The 18,208-nt window shown below is 46.3% G+C and carries 17 protein-coding genes; 7 read left to right on the forward strand and 10 right to left on the reverse strand.

Annotated features, from left to right (window positions below):
• Positions 1–61: 61 nt before the first annotated feature.
• Positions 62–907: a neutral zinc metallopeptidase gene (locus ACOJS8_RS03500; protein WP_420147144.1), complete on the reverse strand. Its 846-nt coding sequence runs from the start codon at positions 905–907 to the stop codon at positions 62–64.
• A 95-nt stretch (positions 908–1,002) separates the two neighbouring features.
• Positions 1,003–2,073, reverse strand: coding sequence for an NADPH dehydrogenase NamA (namA, locus tag ACOJS8_RS03505; protein ID WP_420147145.1), 1,071 nt, complete (start codon positions 2,071–2,073; stop codon positions 1,003–1,005).
• 81 nt (positions 2,074–2,154) lie between these two features.
• Here namA and ACOJS8_RS03510 point away from each other — a divergent pair, with 81 nt between their 5' ends.
• On the forward strand, positions 2,155–2,412 hold the full coding sequence (locus tag ACOJS8_RS03510; RefSeq protein WP_420147146.1) for a DUF6582 domain-containing protein: 258 nt from the start codon (positions 2,155–2,157) through the stop codon (positions 2,410–2,412).
• A 113-nt stretch (positions 2,413–2,525) separates the two neighbouring features.
• On the opposite strand, the gene ACOJS8_RS03515 is transcribed toward ACOJS8_RS03510, so the two are convergent.
• The 3 genes from ACOJS8_RS03515 to ACOJS8_RS03525 form a co-directional block, all read right to left on the reverse strand.
• Positions 2,526–3,566 carry an SDR family NAD(P)-dependent oxidoreductase gene (locus ACOJS8_RS03515; RefSeq protein WP_420147147.1) on the reverse strand — a complete coding sequence of 347 codons (1,041 nt, stop codon included), beginning with the start codon at positions 3,564–3,566 and terminating at the stop codon, positions 2,526–2,528.
• 98 nt (positions 3,567–3,664) lie between these two features.
• Positions 3,665–4,039 (reverse strand): hypothetical protein, encoded by a 375-nt coding sequence (locus ACOJS8_RS03520; protein WP_420147148.1) that lies wholly within the window; start codon positions 4,037–4,039, stop codon positions 3,665–3,667.
• A gap of 113 nt (positions 4,040–4,152) precedes the next feature.
• Positions 4,153–4,365 carry a hypothetical protein gene (locus tag ACOJS8_RS03525; RefSeq protein ID WP_420147149.1) on the reverse strand — a complete coding sequence of 71 codons (213 nt, stop codon included), beginning with the start codon at positions 4,363–4,365 and terminating at the stop codon, positions 4,153–4,155.
• 477 nt (positions 4,366–4,842) lie between these two features.
• Here ACOJS8_RS03525 and pth point away from each other — a divergent pair, with 477 nt between their 5' ends.
• The 4 genes from pth to ACOJS8_RS03545 all read left to right on the forward strand — a co-directional run bounded on the left by pth (position 4,843) and on the right by ACOJS8_RS03545 (position 7,316).
• Positions 4,843–5,403 (forward strand): aminoacyl-tRNA hydrolase, encoded by a 561-nt coding sequence (gene pth, locus ACOJS8_RS03530; protein ID WP_420147150.1) that lies wholly within the window; start codon positions 4,843–4,845, stop codon positions 5,401–5,403.
• A gap of 240 nt (positions 5,404–5,643) precedes the next feature.
• Positions 5,644–6,084, forward strand: coding sequence for a hypothetical protein (locus ACOJS8_RS03535; RefSeq protein ID WP_420147151.1), 441 nt, complete (start codon positions 5,644–5,646; stop codon positions 6,082–6,084).
• 500 nt (positions 6,085–6,584) lie between these two features.
• Positions 6,585–6,827, forward strand: a complete 243-nt coding sequence (locus ACOJS8_RS03540; RefSeq protein ID WP_420147152.1) for a hypothetical protein — start codon at positions 6,585–6,587, stop codon at positions 6,825–6,827.
• 99 nt (positions 6,828–6,926) lie between these two features.
• Positions 6,927–7,316, forward strand: coding sequence for a LytR/AlgR family response regulator transcription factor (locus tag ACOJS8_RS03545; protein ID WP_420147153.1), 390 nt, complete (start codon positions 6,927–6,929; stop codon positions 7,314–7,316).
• Between the two features lie 109 nt (positions 7,317–7,425).
• On the opposite strand, the gene ACOJS8_RS03550 is transcribed toward ACOJS8_RS03545, so the two are convergent.
• Both ACOJS8_RS03550 and ACOJS8_RS03555 read right to left on the reverse strand, forming a co-directional pair.
• Positions 7,426–9,153, reverse strand: a complete 1,728-nt coding sequence (locus ACOJS8_RS03550) for a beta strand repeat-containing protein (protein WP_420147154.1) — start codon at positions 9,151–9,153, stop codon at positions 7,426–7,428.
• Positions 9,154–9,539: 386 nt separating this feature from the next.
• The gene (locus ACOJS8_RS03555; protein ID WP_420147155.1) at positions 9,540–12,044 is read right to left on the reverse strand and encodes an outer membrane beta-barrel protein; all 2,505 of its coding nucleotides are present in this window, start codon (positions 12,042–12,044) and stop codon (positions 9,540–9,542) included.
• 238 nt (positions 12,045–12,282) lie between these two features.
• Here ACOJS8_RS03555 and ACOJS8_RS03560 point away from each other — a divergent pair, with 238 nt between their 5' ends.
• Positions 12,283–12,822 carry a hypothetical protein gene (locus ACOJS8_RS03560; protein ID WP_420147156.1) on the forward strand — a complete coding sequence of 180 codons (540 nt, stop codon included), beginning with the start codon at positions 12,283–12,285 and terminating at the stop codon, positions 12,820–12,822.
• 11 nt (positions 12,823–12,833) lie between these two features.
• Here the strand turns inward: ACOJS8_RS03560 and ACOJS8_RS03565 are convergent, their stop codons facing one another.
• The 3 genes from ACOJS8_RS03565 to ACOJS8_RS03575 form a co-directional block, all read right to left on the reverse strand.
• A complete protein-coding gene (locus ACOJS8_RS03565) occupies positions 12,834–13,553 on the reverse strand; it encodes an outer membrane beta-barrel protein (protein WP_420147157.1) in 720 nt (239 codons plus the stop codon).
• 336 nt (positions 13,554–13,889) lie between these two features.
• Positions 13,890–17,012: a PAS domain-containing sensor histidine kinase gene (locus ACOJS8_RS03570; protein WP_420147158.1), complete on the reverse strand. Its 3,123-nt coding sequence runs from the start codon at positions 17,010–17,012 to the stop codon at positions 13,890–13,892.
• Between the two features lie 125 nt (positions 17,013–17,137).
• Entirely contained in the window at positions 17,138–17,494 is a 357-nt protein-coding gene (locus tag ACOJS8_RS03575; RefSeq protein ID WP_420147159.1) for a VOC family protein, read from the reverse strand.
• 103 nt (positions 17,495–17,597) lie between these two features.
• On the opposite strand from ACOJS8_RS03575, the gene ACOJS8_RS03580 reads away from it, so the two are divergent.
• On the forward strand, positions 17,598–18,208 hold a 611-nt coding region (locus ACOJS8_RS03580; protein ID WP_420147160.1), incomplete at its 3' end, for a DPP IV N-terminal domain-containing protein.

Genomic DNA, 18,208 nt, shown 5'->3' on the forward strand with positions numbered 1-18,208 from the left:
CTCGTCAAGCGCAAAAAAGCCGGAATCTCAGATTCCGGCTTTTTTGCGCTTGACGAGTGAGTTAGATATTCGCGTCTTCCCGGCTGTTGAACGTATCGCCCTGGTTAAGATCGCCCGTTTTAAGCCCCTTCGAAAACCAGTAGACTCGCTGGGCCGAGCTGCCGTGCGTAAAGGCATCCGGTACGACGCGCCCCTGCGTTTGTTCCTGAATACGATCGTCCCCGATCGCGTTGGCCGCTGTAATGGCGCTTTCAACATCGTTTTTGTCGATGGAAATACTTTGTCCCTGTGCATGATTTGCCCACACACCGGCAAAAAAATCGGCCTGAAGTTCGAGACGTACCGACACCTGATTATACTCACGCTCACTCATTCGCTGGCGCAATTGGTCTGTTTTCCGCATGATCCCCAGCTGATTCTGGACATGGTGGCCGATTTCGTGAGCAATGACGTAAGCCATCGCAAATTCGCCGGGCGCATCAAATCGCTCGCGCAAATCATCGTAGAATGAAAGATCGATGTATACTTTCTGATCCAATGGGCAATAGAATGGGCCCATTGCACTCTGAGCTGCTCCACACCCCGACTGAGTAGCTCCCCGAAACATGACCAGCACAGGCTTTCTGTACTGCAAACCCTGCTCGGCAAAAAGCTTTGTCCAGACGTCTTCCGTACTGGCCAGTACTCGCCGGGTAAACTGTGCTGCCTGATCATCAGCCTGCTGATTAACCGGTGCTGATGGCCGACTGGCCGTCTGACTTAAAATGTCGGATGGATCGCCACCCAGCAGCATAACGATTACGGCTATTACCACCGAACCGATACCGCCCCCGACAAGCAAGCCACCCCCACCGCTTCCACGGCGGTCATCAACATTATCACTTTCACGTCCTCCAATCCAGCGCATGATTTTTTCAAATTAATAAATGGTGAATACTTCAATCATTCTGCTGGCAACACTACTGTTTCCAGCGCTAAAATGTTTAATAACAGGCCAATTATTCATCGTGGTTTGGCTCGTTCGTACTGCACAGGCCAGGCTATATCGTCGCCCAGGGCATGTGCCGCGTGCAAAGGGAAATACGGGTCACGCAGGAATTCGCGCGCCATTACAATCAGATCAGCCTGCCCATTAGTTAAAATGCTTTCAGCTTGCTCAGCTGACGTAATAAGTCCAACAGCTCCCGTCATCATGCCTGTTTCCTGTTTGATACGTTCGGCAAATGGCACCTGATAACCAGGACCAACTGGAATTTTGGCACCAGCAACATTACCGCCCGTTGAGCAGTCGACTACGTCGATTCCTTTTTCTTTCAGAACGGTTGCCAACGCCACCGAGTCATCAGTTGACCAGCCTCCTTCCGTCCAGTCGGTTGCCGAGATACGAACAAAAATGGGTAGTTCGTTTGGCCATACTATTTGGACGCGATCGATGATCTCCAGTAACAACCGCATTCGGTTCTCAAATGAACCCCCATAGGCGTCGGTACGCTGATTGCTTATTGGCGATAGGAATTCGTGAATCAGATAACCGTGTGCGGCATGAATTTCGATGAGCTGAAAGCCTGCTTCTAAGGCTCGTTGAACTGCACGTTGAAAATCAGCCACTATTTTTTCGATACCCTCAATCGTTAATTCTGTCGGTATAGGCCCCGGCTCCTGAAAAGGAATAGGGCTGGGACCTACCGTTTGCCAGCCACGCTGTTCTGTCGGCAAAATAGCCTTACCTCCTTCCCAGGGACGATGGTGACTAGCTTTACGACCAGCATGGGCCAACTGTATGCCCGCTACTGCCCCTTGTTGCTGAATAAACTGCGTAATACGTTTCAGCCCCGCAATATGCTCATCCTTCCAGATACCCAGGTCATCAGGTGAGATACGTCCCTCTGGCGATACGGCTGCTGCTTCGGTGATTACTAACCCTGCTCCACCCACGGCCCGGCTTCCTAAATGCACCAGATGCCAGTCGTTCGAAAAGCCATCTTCGCTGGAATACTGGCACATAGGCGAAACAACAATACGATTTTTGAGCGTAACACGACGTAGTGAAAGCGGAGAAAAAAGAATAGACATAGGTGTATTATGAGGTTGTATTTGCTATAAACATTCGCTGATTTGTTGCCGTTTTAAATAAACCAACAAAACTCAACGATTATGGCAACAGACGCAAAAATTGATCGTCGCGACGACGTCAACCCGACTGAAGGTGAGCATAAATACGGTGATGTCGAATTCGCTGACCGGACGAACAAAAAATATCCAATTGACACGCCTGAGCATGTTCGGGCCGCCTGGAGCTACATCAATCATAAGGATAATGCAGCGAAATACGACGCAGACGAGGTAGAGCTAATCAAAGACCGTATCAAAAAAGCAGCTAAAAAACACGACGTAACTATTGAGGATGAGTAGTGTACGTTACCTTAGGTTGACATCAATTAAGGCTTCAATAGAAAAAGCCTGATTTTCTACGAATCAGGCTTTTTCTATTGATAGCAACTCAAATCAGCCTGCAACCGTTTAATTCAAATCTCATTATTACGTTCGGCGGCTTTGTCGGTAAGCGTTGTTAGTACGGATTCTGATATACTTGTTTCACTGTTTTTACCCAGTGCTCGTGCCTCGCCAATCCCACCGGGATCGGGTAATGTTTCGTTGACAATAGCCATTAGTTCAGAAACCAGATTCGGCGCTGCCCCCTGAAGAACAGCCCCTACTTTGGCAGGCAGCGTAATAACTCGCTCAGCTTCACCATAACGGCAGACGTCAATTATTTCGCGGGCGCACTCTGTGGAGTCGATGGTAAAAAAAGGCAGTGAGCCGCTGATTTTAAACGCAGCATACTCTTTCTCATTCTGCCCTTTGAAAATAGCATTACGCGGACTGCCTGTACGAATTAAACCAGGGCAAATGGTTGTCACGTAAACGCCATCTTTCTGCAATTCAGCCCGTAACCCTTCCGAATAACCCACCATGGCAAACTTGCTGGTTGAATACGTCAGCAGATGTGGCACAGCTACTTTCCCGCCAAATGAAGCAATATTGACGATACGTCCCCGGCCAGTCGAGCGCTTTTCACGAGCCAGCATTTGTGGCAGTACAGCGTTAATCATATGAAAACCCGCCCAGAAGTTTGTGTCCATTGACTCCCGAAAATCATCTTCAGTAGCGTGCTCATAGGGAGTTACGATAATTACACCCGCATTGTTAATGAGCACGTCGACGGGACCGATAGTCTGGCGAACATTCTCAACAAAATGCTCAACCTGATTTTTGTCGGTAATGTCACAAGCCTGTGTGTATACCGCAACACCGTACTGCTGTAATTCAGCCCGCGCCTGCTCAAGTTCATCCTCATTACGAGCGCAAATACCGAGGTTGGCTCCCTCCTGCGCCAGTATGCGAGCCATTTCGAGTCCTAAACCCCGAGAGCCCCCCGTAATGATTACGGTCTTGCCCGAAAAATTAATTTTACGTTTTTGGGATAGTAGCGCTTTGGCAGCCGCCCAGACGCCAATTCCTGCTAATGCCCACGCTACGGCCTTAGCTTGGATCGAAACACTCATAATTAGTTCGTATCGTTGAACTATAATAACAGGGGTTTCGCCGGAAGGTTATTAATCCGTTATAAAATGACGTAGTGTTCCAGTATTAACTCCGGTGGTCAGTTGGAGACTGTAGAGGCATTGACTATAGTAGCCGTCGCAGTAATGGTTGCATCTTTAGCTGAACCAGCCTCGACGGAGTCAATTTTGATAGCAGCTCTGGGTTCTACTGTGCGCTCAAGGACACGTATTGATTCATCAATTTTACGATGGTCGCGATCATAGTAATCAAACCGGACTTTGATAGTCCGATAAGCGTATTGGTGCGATGTGTTGGTAATCGTGAAGCGATGGATGTTTGTAAGCTTATTTTGTGCGTTCTCTACCGATTTTGTTTTCCAGAACGACCGATCTATGAGTAAATCACGAACAGCGTCCGGCTGATTTTCTGAGGTTTTGTTATGTTCCTGGCAACTTAAAAAGATCAGTATCAAAAGCCAGCAATAGATTTTCATAGCATTCTGTACACTCCCTGATATATGAGTCAGGTAAAACTACGTATTGAAATATAATTTACTGCGCGAAAATCTGTGTTTATCACTGCACATTATCGGGAAGATCCCAGATGTCGATTAAAAAACCGAACTCCCAAATAGGTATAGATCACTAAACCAGAGGTTTCGAGCATTGCTTCTATAAAATTTTGCCTGTAAACCCCACCCGAAACATCCTGAACCCAATCGATCAGGGCTGTCCAATAGCCAGCAAAGGCAAGTAAACCGCCTAAGCCAATTAATAATAAAAGTAAAATCTTAGGCATATATCTAATCAGTTAGGGCAGTGTTTTTTAATTGAGACTCTGACCAATGCAATATGGTTTAACGGCACTAAAAATATACTAAGCTGATATACCTATATTATAATTTACAGTACTTACTCAACTAAATTGGATTACAATTTACTATTTCGATAAGTAAATATATTCACTACTTCAATTTTACGAAGTTCTACATATAATCCTATCAAATACAGTTACATTTATTGTAAAGATATTCTGTTGAAATAATTATCACATTATAATATTACATGTACACTTTGTAAAAAAAAACTTTAGTGGAGCTATCCATAAGCTATAATTTCATAACACTTCAGAGGTGAAGGATTCCCTTGTCAATAGTATTTGCAGACGAGGCCTGGAAACGATCTGCAGAAAGCTGTAAATTGCCAATTTCTGGTTTATTACGTCGCAAGCGGACAACAGCTTTGGATGCAACGTATATATTGTATCAATTAAAACATGAAATTTCTAATAGTTGGCTTGGGCAATATTGGCCCTGAATATGCCCTTACACGCCATAATGCTGGTTTTATGGTGCTCGACCGTTTAGCAGCACAGCATGGTTTCACTTTTTCAATGACTCGCCTAGCTTATACGGCTAAATGGCAGTATAAGGGAAGGCAGTTGTTTTTTGTGAAACCTACTACGTATATGAACCTTAGTGGACGGGCTGTTCAGTATTACATGAAACAAGAGAACATTCCGATTGAAAATCTATTGATTGTTACAGACGATAAAGATTTACCGTTTGGCAAACTCCGACTCAAACCCAAAGGGTCATCGGGTGGACATAATGGCTTACGTAATATCGATGAGTTACTGAACACGCAGGAATACGCCAGATTGCGGGTGGGAATAGGCAACAATTTTTCTAAAGGGCGCCAAGTTGATTTTGTTCTTGGAGAGTTTCCAGAGGACGAAATGATCCAGTTGCCTGCGTATTTAGACCGGACTGGCGACGTCATATTATCTTTTTGTACTATGGGAATACAAACAGCTATGAACAATTACAACCAATGATATAACTTTTTAAAGAATATTTCATCAACACACAACAATATTTTATTCATATTAGAAACGTACAATTTAGAATTTAATTTTTATTTCCAAAGAAAAACTTACTTTTAACGACAATTTTTCATCTAAAATAGAAGTAGATTCGGAATATTATTTTGACCGACCCATAGAGATGTTTTGTATTTTAGAACTTTCTTTAGACCTTTGTGCGTTGTCTAATTGAAACAAAAATAGAACAAAACAATGAAATCGCGTGTTATCTTTGCGTCGGTGATTCTTGGATTAGGATTAGCGACAACACAGGCAACCGCGGCTACCACCACCAACACTGATGATAGCCCGGCAGCCACCAAGCCGGCGAATGCCATGCTTGTAAATGGTTCACAAAAGCAATTCGTTGCCTACGCTGAACAAAACGTTAACAAGCTTACGCAGACTACCAATTGGCAAAACTTTATGAGCGTTGTCTCGTTGTATAATCAAAAGCCGGCCGCAGTGCTAACAATCAGCCCTGCCGACCGTGTTAAATTCAACGAAGCTGCTACTCAAGTAACGAATACACTGGCCAAGCAGAAAGATGCCGAGGCCACTCGCTGGACGAGCCAGGCTAGTTACACAGCCCGGATGATCAACTTCCTCTGGAATGCCGATCAGTCTCTCAGCCAAATTGATAACGTTCAATAAATACCGAATTAGGTTGGTATTCTGGAACAGAAAAGAGTAAAAGTTAGTTTTTCATGTAGAAAAGGTTAAGGGTTTAGGAATAGTCAGTATAAGGTTCTCTGCGATGATCAGGGAACCTTATCTTTTTTATAGACTTATTAGTTTTCGTTTGTAGGTCAAGTCTGAGTGCTTCAACACCTCAATCGCCTACTGGCTGTGTCATTTGTTAAAACAGCCCCTTCGTCAGATCGATCTGGTCGCAACCGCAGGTTAACATACTGCACAGTAACCTCTCAGCCGGCATCTTCTTAAAAACAGCCCAGTCAGTTGGTAGGCAGCTAACTTGATTAGCCATTTAACCGGCAGTTTCTACCAAAAACCGGTAAAACCCGACAGTTCATCGAGAAATACATCAGCTACCCGTTTGTTACCAATAACTTCACAATGAAAACAAAATAAATAGATATATAACCCAATCAACGTAGTATACACACTGTATTTATTCAGTTATTATGGACGCTATGAACACATTTCTGCCGGGAACTTATCAGTATACTTATCCCACTTTTATTGATACGCCCCAGTTAATCACAGTTCATTATCTGACGCCTGATCAGCAAAAGGCGTTTGTGAGCTATCCCAAACATCCCAACTGTAAAGCTCCTCAGTTTGTGCCGATTGAGTGGTTTAACGGTGTCATCATGAGGCCCATCAAACAGAAGTCAGCACAAAAAGGCCAACTGACTTTTGTCTCTAATTACTGATTAGATCTAATCCCAGATTTGCGCGTGTTGAAATCCAGTAACGGTCGATGGCCTTCTGCATAATGCCGTATGAATTAACCTCTTGTCGTTTCACCTTCTATGCAACCATCTGTTCAACCCACACTTCGGGTTCACATTCAAAACAAAGGAAAGGTTGATTACCCCCTTTCAGACTTGATTTATCTGCAAGCAGTTGGTAACTACAGCTGGTTACAATGGCACAGTGGTCAACGGATGTTGATGCCGCGCGCCTTAGCTTATTATCGGACTCAGCTCCCCGGTCAGTCTTTTCTACGCCTGCACCGCAAGTGCCTGGTTAACCGTCATTACATTGACCGCATTGAGCGCAGAGGTAATGATCAGGGGGGCTTTCTATACCTACGCTCGGGGGAGGTATTACCCATTTCCCGTCGTCGATGGGTTGAAATAAGCCAATTGCTGAGCGGTCACAAGAGTTGTCAAGCTATTGATTCAGTAAGGATATGCTAAGCAAACAAGACTCCAGATGAGCAAGGCCCGAATGTTCAGTTACAGTGATTTTCTACTCTGGAACAGCAGCACGCAATTGACAAAAAACCGGAACTGACAGCATCTGCAATTATTTACGATTCATCAGGCTTTGCAGCATATGCTCCAGTTGAGCTTGTTTCTGTTTGATGATTTGTAATTCCTGAGCCTGCTGTTGATTAGCCTTTTCTAACTGAATGCTGTACAGAGTTAGTTCTTCAATCTTCTCCAGCAACGTAGCGTTTAACCTGGGTAGATCTATACCTTCTTTGACCACTTGGTCGGCCGAGGGAACCCCCGGCAAATGTCTGTGCTGGTTAATGTAAGCCGCAACTTTTGTTAAAGGGATTAGTGAATAGCCCGGCTCAAAAACCTTATCGCTCCATTCGCTGGCGTTGCTGATTCTGAGTTGGTAACGAGCTTTGATTACATCGCCCTTTTCGTTGACAGCTAAAAACTGATCGGTTCCGCTGGCGACTGGACTCTGACTGGTCAACTGTTCGAATCGAACGCCCGACTCATTGATCTGCTCACTTCGCACATGCAGGCGAACGGCAGGGGCAGAGGTACCAATGCCTACGTTCACTCCACTGCCCAGAATTAAGGCATTGCTGATGGCCACTCTAGAGTTAGCTCCAATGGCTATGGCGTTGCGTAAGCCGTCCTCGGCCTGGCTTTGGTAGCCTAACAGTACGTTGTCGCTCCCATCTGTGACGGCGGTACCCGACTTCGGCCCAATGATGATGTTGTTATTACCCGTAGTGACATTACTTCCCGCCTGATTGCCTATGAACGTATTGTTGCTGCCGATGGTGTTATTGCCACCTGCGGAAGCCCCCATAAACGTGTTATTGCTGCCGGTGGTTGTACCAAATCCCGTGCTACTGCCTACAAATGTGTTATAAGCGCCTTGATTATTACTATACCCGGCCTGCCCCCCCAAGAACGTATTGTTAGAGCCGGTGGTATTGCTAATTCCGGCAATAGAACCAGTGAAGGTATTTAGGGAACCGGTCGTATTAGAATAGCCAGTCTGGTTACCATTAAAACTATTATTCTCACCAGACGTATTCGAATAACCACTGCTATAGCCCACGAATGTATTGCTGGAGGCTTGGTTCTTATACCCAGCAGCACTACCTACTATTGTATTGGCGCTACCGTAATATGTGGTGTAGCCTGCCTGATATCCTACCAGTACATTCTCTTTGCCTCCATAGTTACTGTAGCCAGCCTGCTGACCGATAATTGTATTTAAAGTGGCGTAGGTGGACTGACTAGCCGCCTTCGAGCCAATGAATATGTTGTCAGAAGCAGTGCTGTTGTAGCCCGCTGAGTCCCCAATCATTATGCTGTTATGGCCGCTTAGATTATTATAGCCAGCTCGATGCCCTACCCAAGTATTGCTGTATCCTGTTGTCAGGTTATTCCCCACTAAATAACCTAAGAATGTATTGTTATTGCCCGACACGTTATTGGAACCCGTATTAAATCCAAGAAACACATTGCTACTCCCGGATTTATTATCAAAGCCCGCCAGATAGCCAACGAACGTATTAGCGCTTCCTGTATTATTGGCGCTGCCAGTAGCGTACCCAATAAAGGTACCATAGTTGCCAGTGGTGTTGTTTCGGCCAGCCGAAGCCCCAATGAAGGTGTTTTGCCCCCCGCTCATGGTTGAATTACCCGCACTGCTGCCCACGAAGGTATTGAAACTACTGGGAGTTGTTGAGTTGGGAGTAGTAGCTACATAGTTATACTGGGCTAAAAGGGGGGTAGCTACAAGGTTTAGAAGGAGTATTAAGGAAAGATATTTCATATGTAAAGTCAAGAATTTAATATGTTCCACTCTTATACAATCCAGTAAGATAGTTTCAAGCGTACTGATTGAGCACGCGAATTATTGAGTCAGGCATCCTTTTTATTTTACGGTTATTAATGATTTGTCGTGTTGATACCAGCTATAGCTTTTCTCCAGACACCTACCTACATTCTCTGTCAACATTTATTCCTTATTCCCAAAGCTATCCCTAAACAATTTTATAACCTCATCACAATCAACCAACAAAAAAGCCATGCTTCAAGGTGAGCATGGCTTTCACGTTTTCTTAACCTAAACTAAAATCTTCAAAGAGGAAGAAGGAAAAATAAAGACTAAATCAGATTGCGATACGACCCTACACGTAACGAAACCTTCGCTTCTCCCTAGTTATTTCCACCAGCCCGCTTCTGTTCGGCGGATGTGGCCGAATTCCGTTGGCGTTCGCCCTTTACGTTCTGATTACCAAAGCGATACGTAAATGTTAACATGATCCGACGGCTTTCCCAGCGCGATAAGACGCGGAAATCTATATCCTGTACGGCAGCACGGCCCCGGAAGTAGTTCAGCCAGAAAGGATCGCTCACGTTCAGCTTCAGACTTCCCTTGCCTTCCATTACTTTCTTTTGTACACCGACGCTGAAAGCACCCATTGGCTGCGCCCGATAGAAACCGTACTGCGATGCCGAGTTATACCAGCCTGATACTTCAGCCGACAGCGTTTTACTCAGCGTAAAGTTGTTGGATGTGTATACGTTGTAAGCAACCAGTTTCACTTCGTACGGTGTGCCTGAATAAAATGTCTGATACGACTGGTAATACGTATTGACGTTATTCTGCATTCGCCACCATTTGGCAATCGTTACTGGAAAACTGACGTTCAGGCTCAGGTTATCCAGGTGCCCCTGGTTTTCGGGTGTTACGTAGGTAATGTTTTCCGAAGCAATCTGCCGGGGAGTTTCGCGGTTGATGAAATCCGACGTACGGCTGAAGCCCAGCGTTGTTGTGATCATGTTTTTGAACACATGCGTCAACTCTACTGAATTCGTGTACTGAGGCTGCAGAAATGGATTCCCTTTCTGAAAAGTATAGGGGTCCAGATAGAATACGAACGGGTTCAGGTTCTGATAGTCCGGGCGGTCGATCCGGCGACTGTACGACAGATTCAGTACGTTGTTCGTATCTAGCTGCCGCGACAGAAACAACGTTGGAAAAATATTCAGGTAGTTCCGATCTACAGTTTGGTTGAGTGTTACCGACGTACCAACCGAGTGTGTGTGCTCAGCCCGCAACCCTGCCTGCACTTTCAATTTACCGAATTTACCAGCGTAGTTAATGTAACCGGCGTTAATATTTTCGTCGTATTTGAACTGATTGGAGCGGCTCGCGTCAGGCAACCACTGTCGGGTTTCCTGCTGCAACGTATCGTAAATGGTATTGTTATCGGCCTTAACAAAACTGCTTTTCAGCCCGGCTTCCCATTTGCTTCCGTTTTTCATTGGATGCACATAATCCGTTTTGAAAGCCATGATGTTGATTGTGGAAGGCATCAGGTTTCGAACATCCTGATTTGGGCGAATCATTGCGTTTTCAGCGTTTGTATACGCAGTGCTAAGGTTGTTGGTATTATCTCCACCGTAGTGAACGTAATCGGCGTCGACGGTCCACTCACGACCTTTGCCCATGTCATATTTGTAATTAACATTCGTCGTTACGTTCGAGAGAAAATTACGCATATCCGTCCGGGTCAGCGCTTTGCTGGTTAGCTGGCGGTTTCCATCGCTGATGAGCGTGTTATTCTGCCCGGCCGACTGCCAGTCGTTCGAGAAACCATTGACCAATACGCCAATCGTACTCTTCTGACTGACAAAATAATCCAGTCCGGCTTTGTATGAATGGCCTACAAACTGATTCGGGCGGAACGAGGTCTGATCGAAATACGTAGTACGACCGTTGAAAGGAATAACCCGATTCAGTTCGTTGATCTGGGCGCTTTGCCGATTGGTATAGCTATAGTTTCCGAACAGGTTTAGCTTTCCTTCGCGGTGGTTCAAATTCAGCGAACTGTTGAATTTCGGTAAATCGTTACGGGTTCCGCTAAGGTTATTGACCCAGCCATAGCCAGCGCCGACAATTACGTTACCGTTTGTTCCGAAATTCTTATTTTTCTTCATTTTAATATTGATGATCCCCGAATTGCCAGCCGCATCATATTTGGAGCCAGGGTTCGTAATGATCTCAATAGAAGCAATGTTATCGCTGGGCGTGTTTTTCAGCAGATTGGATACTTCCTGCTGTGATAGGTACGTCTGTTTTCCGTCGATATATACAATAACACCCGCTTTACCTTTCAATTGAATCTGATCGTTCTGACGGTCGATGGTAACGCCCGGTGCTTTTTCCAGTACTTCCAGGGCCGTGTTTCCGCTAGCCACAATACTGTTCTCGACGTTAACAACCGTACGATCAACCTGTTGCTCAATGAAGGGCTTCTGAGCAATGACTTTTACCTCTGTCAGGTTTTTGGTTTCGTCGGTCATTGCCAGTGTGGGTATTTCCAGAGCAGGCTGCTTTTCATCTATTTCGAACGGTGCACTATACGTTTTGCGGTAACCGACCTGTTGCGCAGCTACTACGTAGCGTCCGGCTCCGACATTTTCGAAAGCATATTTTCCATCTACATCGCTGATAGCACCTTTCACCAATACAGAGTCTTTCGCTTTCAGGAGCATGAGCGTTGTAAATTCCAGTGGTTTACCAGTTGCCGTTGCTACGTGTCCATTAACAGTTCCTCGCGTCAGCACCTGCCCAGACGCCGTTGAGAGCGTTAACAGAAGCAAGCCATAAAAGGCGAGCCAGAGTAATAAATGATGTGATAGAGTCTTTTTCATGGCACTAATCTTATGAAGGTCGTTTGCTGTTCATTTCGGAGTACATGGCAAAGATAGGTAGTATGCATCGCAAAGTACCTGTTCTTACACAAGCGGTCTGAACGGCTATATGAGTGGATTTTAAGGGTTGAATTAGTAACCTTGAGAAGACTTCGAACCAAAGACACGTATGGATGCGTAACGTTGCATGGGTGTTTAATTTTTATTGGCTAATTTTCGTTTTCTTATCTCAGGCACTATGGGAATCTTAAACGCAATATGGAGCATCCTGAATCTATGTCTGTTTGGTAGCCTGTTACTTGGCCTGTTCACCGGCTTTAAATCCCTGCGCGAACGATTTGGCAATATTCTGGGGGTTCTTCCGCCACTTGCCCTGCTAACGGCAATGTGTCAGCATTCGGATGAGCCAACAAATGAACAAGCGAACAAATCAGACAAGCCCGGCTCTTTTCAATCGATAACAGTTCAGCACAACGCGCCTATCGATTCAGGACTTGGGCGGTATCTTCATCCTGTTCTGGAAGACCAGATGACGATAAAGATTTATCAGAGTATTCTTCTAACGCGAGTTAATCAGTCCGATTCCATACGAATTCAGAGCAGTTCCGGAATCAGTGGTTTCGTATCGGGCATTCGCTGGCGGCCTGTTGCTACGCGGGTTTCTTTCCGGTCGAATAAACAGTTGCATTACTCCGCTGTTGGCATGCTGGAATGGCAGTTGCTGGGATTTCCGATCATTAAGCAACGGAAACGATTCGACGGAAACGTAGCAATATAATCATCAGCTAATCAGAATTTTACACCGACGGCCCATATGTTGGCATCCGGTCCCCGCCCTGTTCGGAAGGCGCTATTCGGTTCGTAGCGAACAAAAAGCTTGGCGCTTCCGCGATAACCAAGTTCGGTGGTCAATCCCCAGCGAAATGAATTCAGATTATAAGCTCCGTGGTTACGAACGGCTGAGCCACCTACAGGTTTCACCTTCGTGTAGCTATCTAACCGCATACCGGCGTATCCTCCCAGGCTGAGCGACAGCCCTGAACGGAACGATACGTTCATCATCAGTGGTAGGTTCAGTTGAGCCGCCACCAGTTTCGATCGGCGCAAATCCTGATCAGCTTCTTCGATCACGAGCTGACCGTTCTGTTCAACCAGCGTATTACGTCCTTCAAACATAAAATTATTCCAGGCAACTTCAGGACCCGTAATCAGGCGTAGCTTCGTGGAGCCACTCATAACCAGCGGAATACGGGTTTGCCAGCCTACAGCAACAAACCGTGAGCCAATGGGGCGGAAATCGTAGCCAGCCGGTAGCGATCCGCCAAAATTGTTAAAGCCAACATAAAAACTAGGGCCCGACCGAACCCGATACGTTCTCTTAGATGATTGAGTAATAGAGGCTTTATCGACCGAATCGGCAGATGTTATAACCGTAACGGTTGTTTGCGCGAATGCAGCGACAGATGTAGCGACCAGCGCCGTAGCGAGGATGTGTTTGAAGGTTTTCATGATTGTATCTAATTACATGGTGCAGGAAAACTGAAGTTGTCGACAATTAGATTTCCGTATCTTGTGTTGTTTGACTGGAAGATGACAGAAGTGGACAAAGAGGTTGCACAGCTTTCAAAAATTTCTCCAAAAACTTAATTAAAAACGTTTTAGGGTCGACACACACCACAATTAAATAGCTAATAATCAGTAGTTTAATATGAATATTTTTCTAATAATTTTTATTTCGGCAACGTAGCATTTATGGGTAAACCGTTGCGCCCGCTTGTATAACCAGAACTCTGGTTGCGCAAGCGGGCGCGGAAAGTAAGGGACTAATTAGTGAAACGTTTAGATCTAATCGGCGGGTAGATAAATCATAAATGTAGCGCCCTGCCCCGGCTGGCTGCTAGCTGTAATGGCTCCTCCATGATTGGCGGCTACTTTTTCGCAGATAGCCAGGCCAATACCCGTACCTGCGTACTCATTACGATTATGGAGCCGTTGAAATACCTGAAAAATGCGATCTACGTATTTTACGTCAAAACCAATCCCATTGTCGGATACGCTGATGCAATGATACTTCGCAGCTAACTGAGTCGGCTCCACTGAGTCAGGAAGTTCGCTGGCGACTACTGTTTCGTAGCGGATCTGAATAACAGGCTTCACTCCTACCTGGCGGAATTTCAGGGCGTTGCTTAACAGATTCTGAAATAGTTGCCGTAGTTGCGACGTATCGCCCAATATAGTCGGCAACGTATCGATTTCGAGCTGGGCATCAGCTTGCCTGATAGTCACCTCCAGGTCATCGAGTACGTCGGCAATGATGCTATTCAGAACAACGTCTGTGACACGCTCCTGCCGGGTCGAGATCCGCGAAAATGCCAGTAAATCCTTGATCAGAAGCGACATCCGGCTGGCCGATGTTTGCATTCGGTCCAGGAATTCGATACCAACGCCCAGTTGCTCGCCATACTGTGATTTCAGAATATCCCCGAACGATTGGATTTTACGCAGGGGTTCCTGCAAATCGTGGCTGGCAATGTAAGCGAACTTTTCCAGGTTTTCGTTTGAGCGACGCAGATCCTGGTTGGACGTCATGAGCTGCTCTGTTCTCGCCTGAATCTGCTTTTCCTGACTAGCCACCAGCTCTTCAATTTCTTTACGTATCAACACTTGCTCCGTTACGTCGACTGCCATATTCAGGATGGCATATACGTCTCCTTCCGAATTTCGTAACGGCTTGTACGAGAAATTAAAATAATACGACCCCAGCACACCATCTACCACCAAATCTGCTTTTAACTCCTGCGTATGATACGCTATACCAGTTGTATAGACTTCATCCAGTATCTCCAGAAAGGGCTGTCCGGCCAGCTCAGGTAGCGCCAAAGCCAGTGGCTTTCCATTTACCGAGCTATCTTTACCCCATAACCTAAGCATGGCCTCATTGGGCATTTCGACGATCAGCTCTCTTCCAATGTATAACGTAGTGGCAACGGGAGCATCGGAGATCAAATCCCGAAACCGCTGCTCACTTGCCTGCAACGCTTGTTTAGCCTTTACCTGCGCGGTTACTTCTGTTGCAATTACAATGACTCCAGTAATGGTACCATCATCCCGCACGGGGGCATAAACAAAATTAAAATAGGCATCTTCCAACTGTCCTTTGCGGTGTAGTTGGGCCAAGGTTTCATAACCATAGTGAGAGATGCCTGAATCATAGACTTTTTCCAGGAGATCGATAAAACCTTGCCCCCGGATCTCGGGAAGGGCTTCAGCAATTGGCAACCCAACAATAGACGCGTCTTTCCCCCATATTTCCAGCATCGACGTATTGGCCGTTTCCACGGTCATGTTACGTCCATTAAGCACACCAATTGCCACCGGAGCCTGGGTAACCATATTTCGGAACCGCTCTTCACTGGCTCTTAATTTTGCTTCGGCTTCTACAGCCTCCGTAATATCGTAGGCAATGATGACCATACTCTGTGATACGTCCTGCGCATCAACCAGACGGGTAACGTTCATCTGTACCCATCGAAAAGAGTTATCTTTACAAACGTAACGCTTCACCAAATTGAAGAACGGGCGCTTTCCCTGGGCAACTTCATCGAACAACTGCCGATTATACACCCGGTCGTCGGGATGGGTTAGTTGAATACTGTTCAGGTGGCTTAATTCTTCGGATGAGTAGCCCAGCAATTTAGTGTAGGCTTCATTGACCATCGAAAAATTAGCCTGCGGATCGGTAAAGGCCATCCCGACAGACGTATTGGCAAACGCAATCGAAAAACGCCCTTCGGCTTCTTTCAGGGCTCTGGACTTCTCCTTCTGCCCGGTAACATCCAGAGCAATTCCCGAAAAAGAAATTGCTTTACCGTTCGTGTCGAATATGTACTGACCCAGTACTTTGACCCAGTGGATCGACTGATCTTTCCAGACAAACCGTACTTCATAACTGATTGTACCGTTATGGGCTCCGGTTTCGTAAGCCTGTTCCCGGATTCTGCGATCGTCGGGATGAACATGGTTGATGAACACATCTCGCCCAAGACCAATCACTGACTCACCAGTCAATATTCGGGAAAACGTGGGCGAATAAAGAATTTCGTTAGTAGCCAGATCGATCAGGAATGAGCCAGCGCCCGAGCCTTGCAGGGCTAATCGAGCTCGCTGCTCAGACAAATCGGATTTCTCCCGGGCAGTTACCTCTTCAGTAATATCCTGGGCGACGCCCGAAAAGCGATAAGCCTGTCCGGTTTCGTTGAAGTGTGTCTGCCCCATCGACCGAATCCAGCGAAGTTTGCCGTCATCCCCACCAATCATCCGGTACGTACACTGATAATAGCCCCCCGACGCCGGATTCAACGCCCACTGCATAGCCTCTTCTACCCGACGCCGGTCGTCATGGTGAATATATTGGAACGTATCGTTGTAGGCAATTGTGTTATGCTTGGTCAGGCCGAAGAGTTGCCTACAGCGATCGTCCCAGTTTACAATCCCACGAATCGGATCAACATCCCAGGTGCCGAGCTGCGCTGATTGCAGAGCAAACCGTAGTCGATCATCACTTTCTTCGCGGGCCTTTTGCAGGGCAACGCGCTCAGAAATATCCTGCATAGCACCAACCATGCGAACCGCTTTGTCATCGCGATGCAGAATGTAGCCCCGGTCGTAGACCGTTGCATAGGTTCCGTCGGCCCGCCCAAACCGATATTCAGCCGACCAGTTTACGCCCCCTCTGTCAATGACATCATGGATCGAGCTTAAAACAAAGTCTTTATCATCGGGATGAATGTGATCATACCACGACTCCGGGCCTTTCTCCCTCTGGCTGGAATCATGGCCAAACAAACTGGTATAGCCTTCATTCCACCAAACTGTATTGGCTTCCAGATCCCAATTCCAGACCGCATCACGCGTGGCCTTTGTCAGAAGCTCGAAAAGATCGCTGGTTATTGCTGAATCCGTATTCAATGGTGTAACTGCTTCAATGCGAGATAAACGTACTAGCTCTAAAGTTAAGAACGAAAGAGCTTTAATAGGGTTTTGCAACGAATGCCCTGCTTTAGTATTAGACAGGTTCTTCGGCGACCCGAACATCAGCCTATAAACTCCAATAATTCAATTCGGTTGCCGAACGGATCGTGAAAGAAAAAACGTTGCCGTCCGTCAATCTCAGAGGAGTATTCGATGGCCAGTCCGCTACGTTCCAGCTCCTGCCGGGCTTCTTCCAGATTAGTCACTTCAAAAGCCGGATGGCGTTTGGAATAATTGCCGCCAGCTTCTTCCCGAATATGCAACTGAATATCAGCAATCGTAAACCAGATCGCACCCGAAGGATGATTTCCCGGTATCTCCTCCAGACGTAGCACGTCCCCATAAAAAGCCCGTGCCTGCGCCGTTGTTCCTTCAGGAACACATATCAGGAGATGATCTATCCGCTTAAATTGAATCATGTCATTTATCGTCGTTTACTGGCCTTTTTCATCCGGTCGACTTTCTGGTTAATCCGTGAATTTAACAGCGATACGTAGTATATTTCGTCAAATTCAGTCAACAATGCATAAATTTTTCTTTACGAGCTTTGCGTTTGCACTTATTGTGTCGGCCTTCGCTCAACAGCGAACTCCATTAACAAACAAAGACTACGAACAAGCACAACGTTACGTCTCTACCAATGCCGAGCAGTTGGTTGACCACGCTACAGTACGACCAAACTGGCTTTCCGGCGACCGATTCTGGTACCGCGACCTGAATGCGAAGGGTGGTGAATTTATCCTTGTCGATCCGGCGAAAGGGACACGTACTATCGCCTTTGATCACCAGAAACTGGCCGGTGCCCTATCGGAAGCAAGTGGTAAACAATACGAGGCTAACCGGCTTCCTTTTCAAACCATTAGCTTCGCGCCAGACAATAAATCGGTATCTTTCCAATTGGGAGGAAAATGGTGGAAATACGATATACAAGCCAATCAGGTTACGGCTTCTTCAGCACCAGCCCAGCCCATAACGGAAGCTGGCGATGGTGGCCGTCCGCCAAGAGGAGAAGCGGCCGGTCTGGAGGTTTTTTCGCCTGACAAAAAGAAAGCCGCTTACATTAAAGACTACAATTTATGGGTGCGCGACGTACCAACCGGCCAGCAAACGCAGCTTACGACCGACGGCGTTAA

The sequence above is a fragment of the Spirosoma sp. genome, assembly GCF_048594605.1.
In the GTDB taxonomy this organism is placed as follows: domain Bacteria; phylum Bacteroidota; class Bacteroidia; order Cytophagales; family Spirosomataceae; genus Spirosoma.

Excerpts from the sequence above, each read along its gene's own strand:
- namA (WP_420147145.1), bottom strand. The coding sequence starts at position 2,073 with ATGTCTATTCTTTTTTCTCCGCTTTCACTACGTCGTGTTACGCTCAAA.
- ACOJS8_RS03560 (WP_420147156.1), top strand. The coding sequence starts at position 12,283 with ATGGGAATCTTAAACGCAATATGGAGCATCCTGAATCTATGTCTGTTT.
- ACOJS8_RS03515 (WP_420147147.1), bottom strand. The coding sequence starts at position 3,566 with ATGAGTGTTTCGATCCAAGCTAAGGCCGTAGCGTGGGCATTAGCAGGA.
- pth (WP_420147150.1), top strand. The coding sequence starts at position 4,843 with ATGAAATTTCTAATAGTTGGCTTGGGCAATATTGGCCCTGAATATGCC.
- ACOJS8_RS03545 (WP_420147153.1), top strand. The coding sequence starts at position 6,927 with ATGCAACCATCTGTTCAACCCACACTTCGGGTTCACATTCAAAACAAA.
- ACOJS8_RS03565 (WP_420147157.1), bottom strand. The coding sequence starts at position 13,553 with ATGAAAACCTTCAAACACATCCTCGCTACGGCGCTGGTCGCTACATCT.
- ACOJS8_RS03550 (WP_420147154.1), bottom strand. The coding sequence starts at position 9,153 with ATGAAATATCTTTCCTTAATACTCCTTCTAAACCTTGTAGCTACCCCC.
- ACOJS8_RS03555 (WP_420147155.1), bottom strand. The coding sequence starts at position 12,044 with ATGAAAAAGACTCTATCACATCATTTATTACTCTGGCTCGCCTTTTAT.
- ACOJS8_RS03575 (WP_420147159.1), bottom strand. The coding sequence starts at position 17,494 with ATGATTCAATTTAAGCGGATAGATCATCTCCTGATATGTGTTCCTGAA.
- ACOJS8_RS03540 (WP_420147152.1), top strand. The coding sequence starts at position 6,585 with ATGAACACATTTCTGCCGGGAACTTATCAGTATACTTATCCCACTTTT.
- ACOJS8_RS03500 (WP_420147144.1), bottom strand. The coding sequence starts at position 907 with ATGCGCTGGATTGGAGGACGTGAAAGTGATAATGTTGATGACCGCCGT.
- ACOJS8_RS03510 (WP_420147146.1), top strand. The coding sequence starts at position 2,155 with ATGGCAACAGACGCAAAAATTGATCGTCGCGACGACGTCAACCCGACT.
- ACOJS8_RS03525 (WP_420147149.1), bottom strand. The coding sequence starts at position 4,365 with ATGCCTAAGATTTTACTTTTATTATTAATTGGCTTAGGCGGTTTACTT.
- ACOJS8_RS03535 (WP_420147151.1), top strand. The coding sequence starts at position 5,644 with ATGAAATCGCGTGTTATCTTTGCGTCGGTGATTCTTGGATTAGGATTA.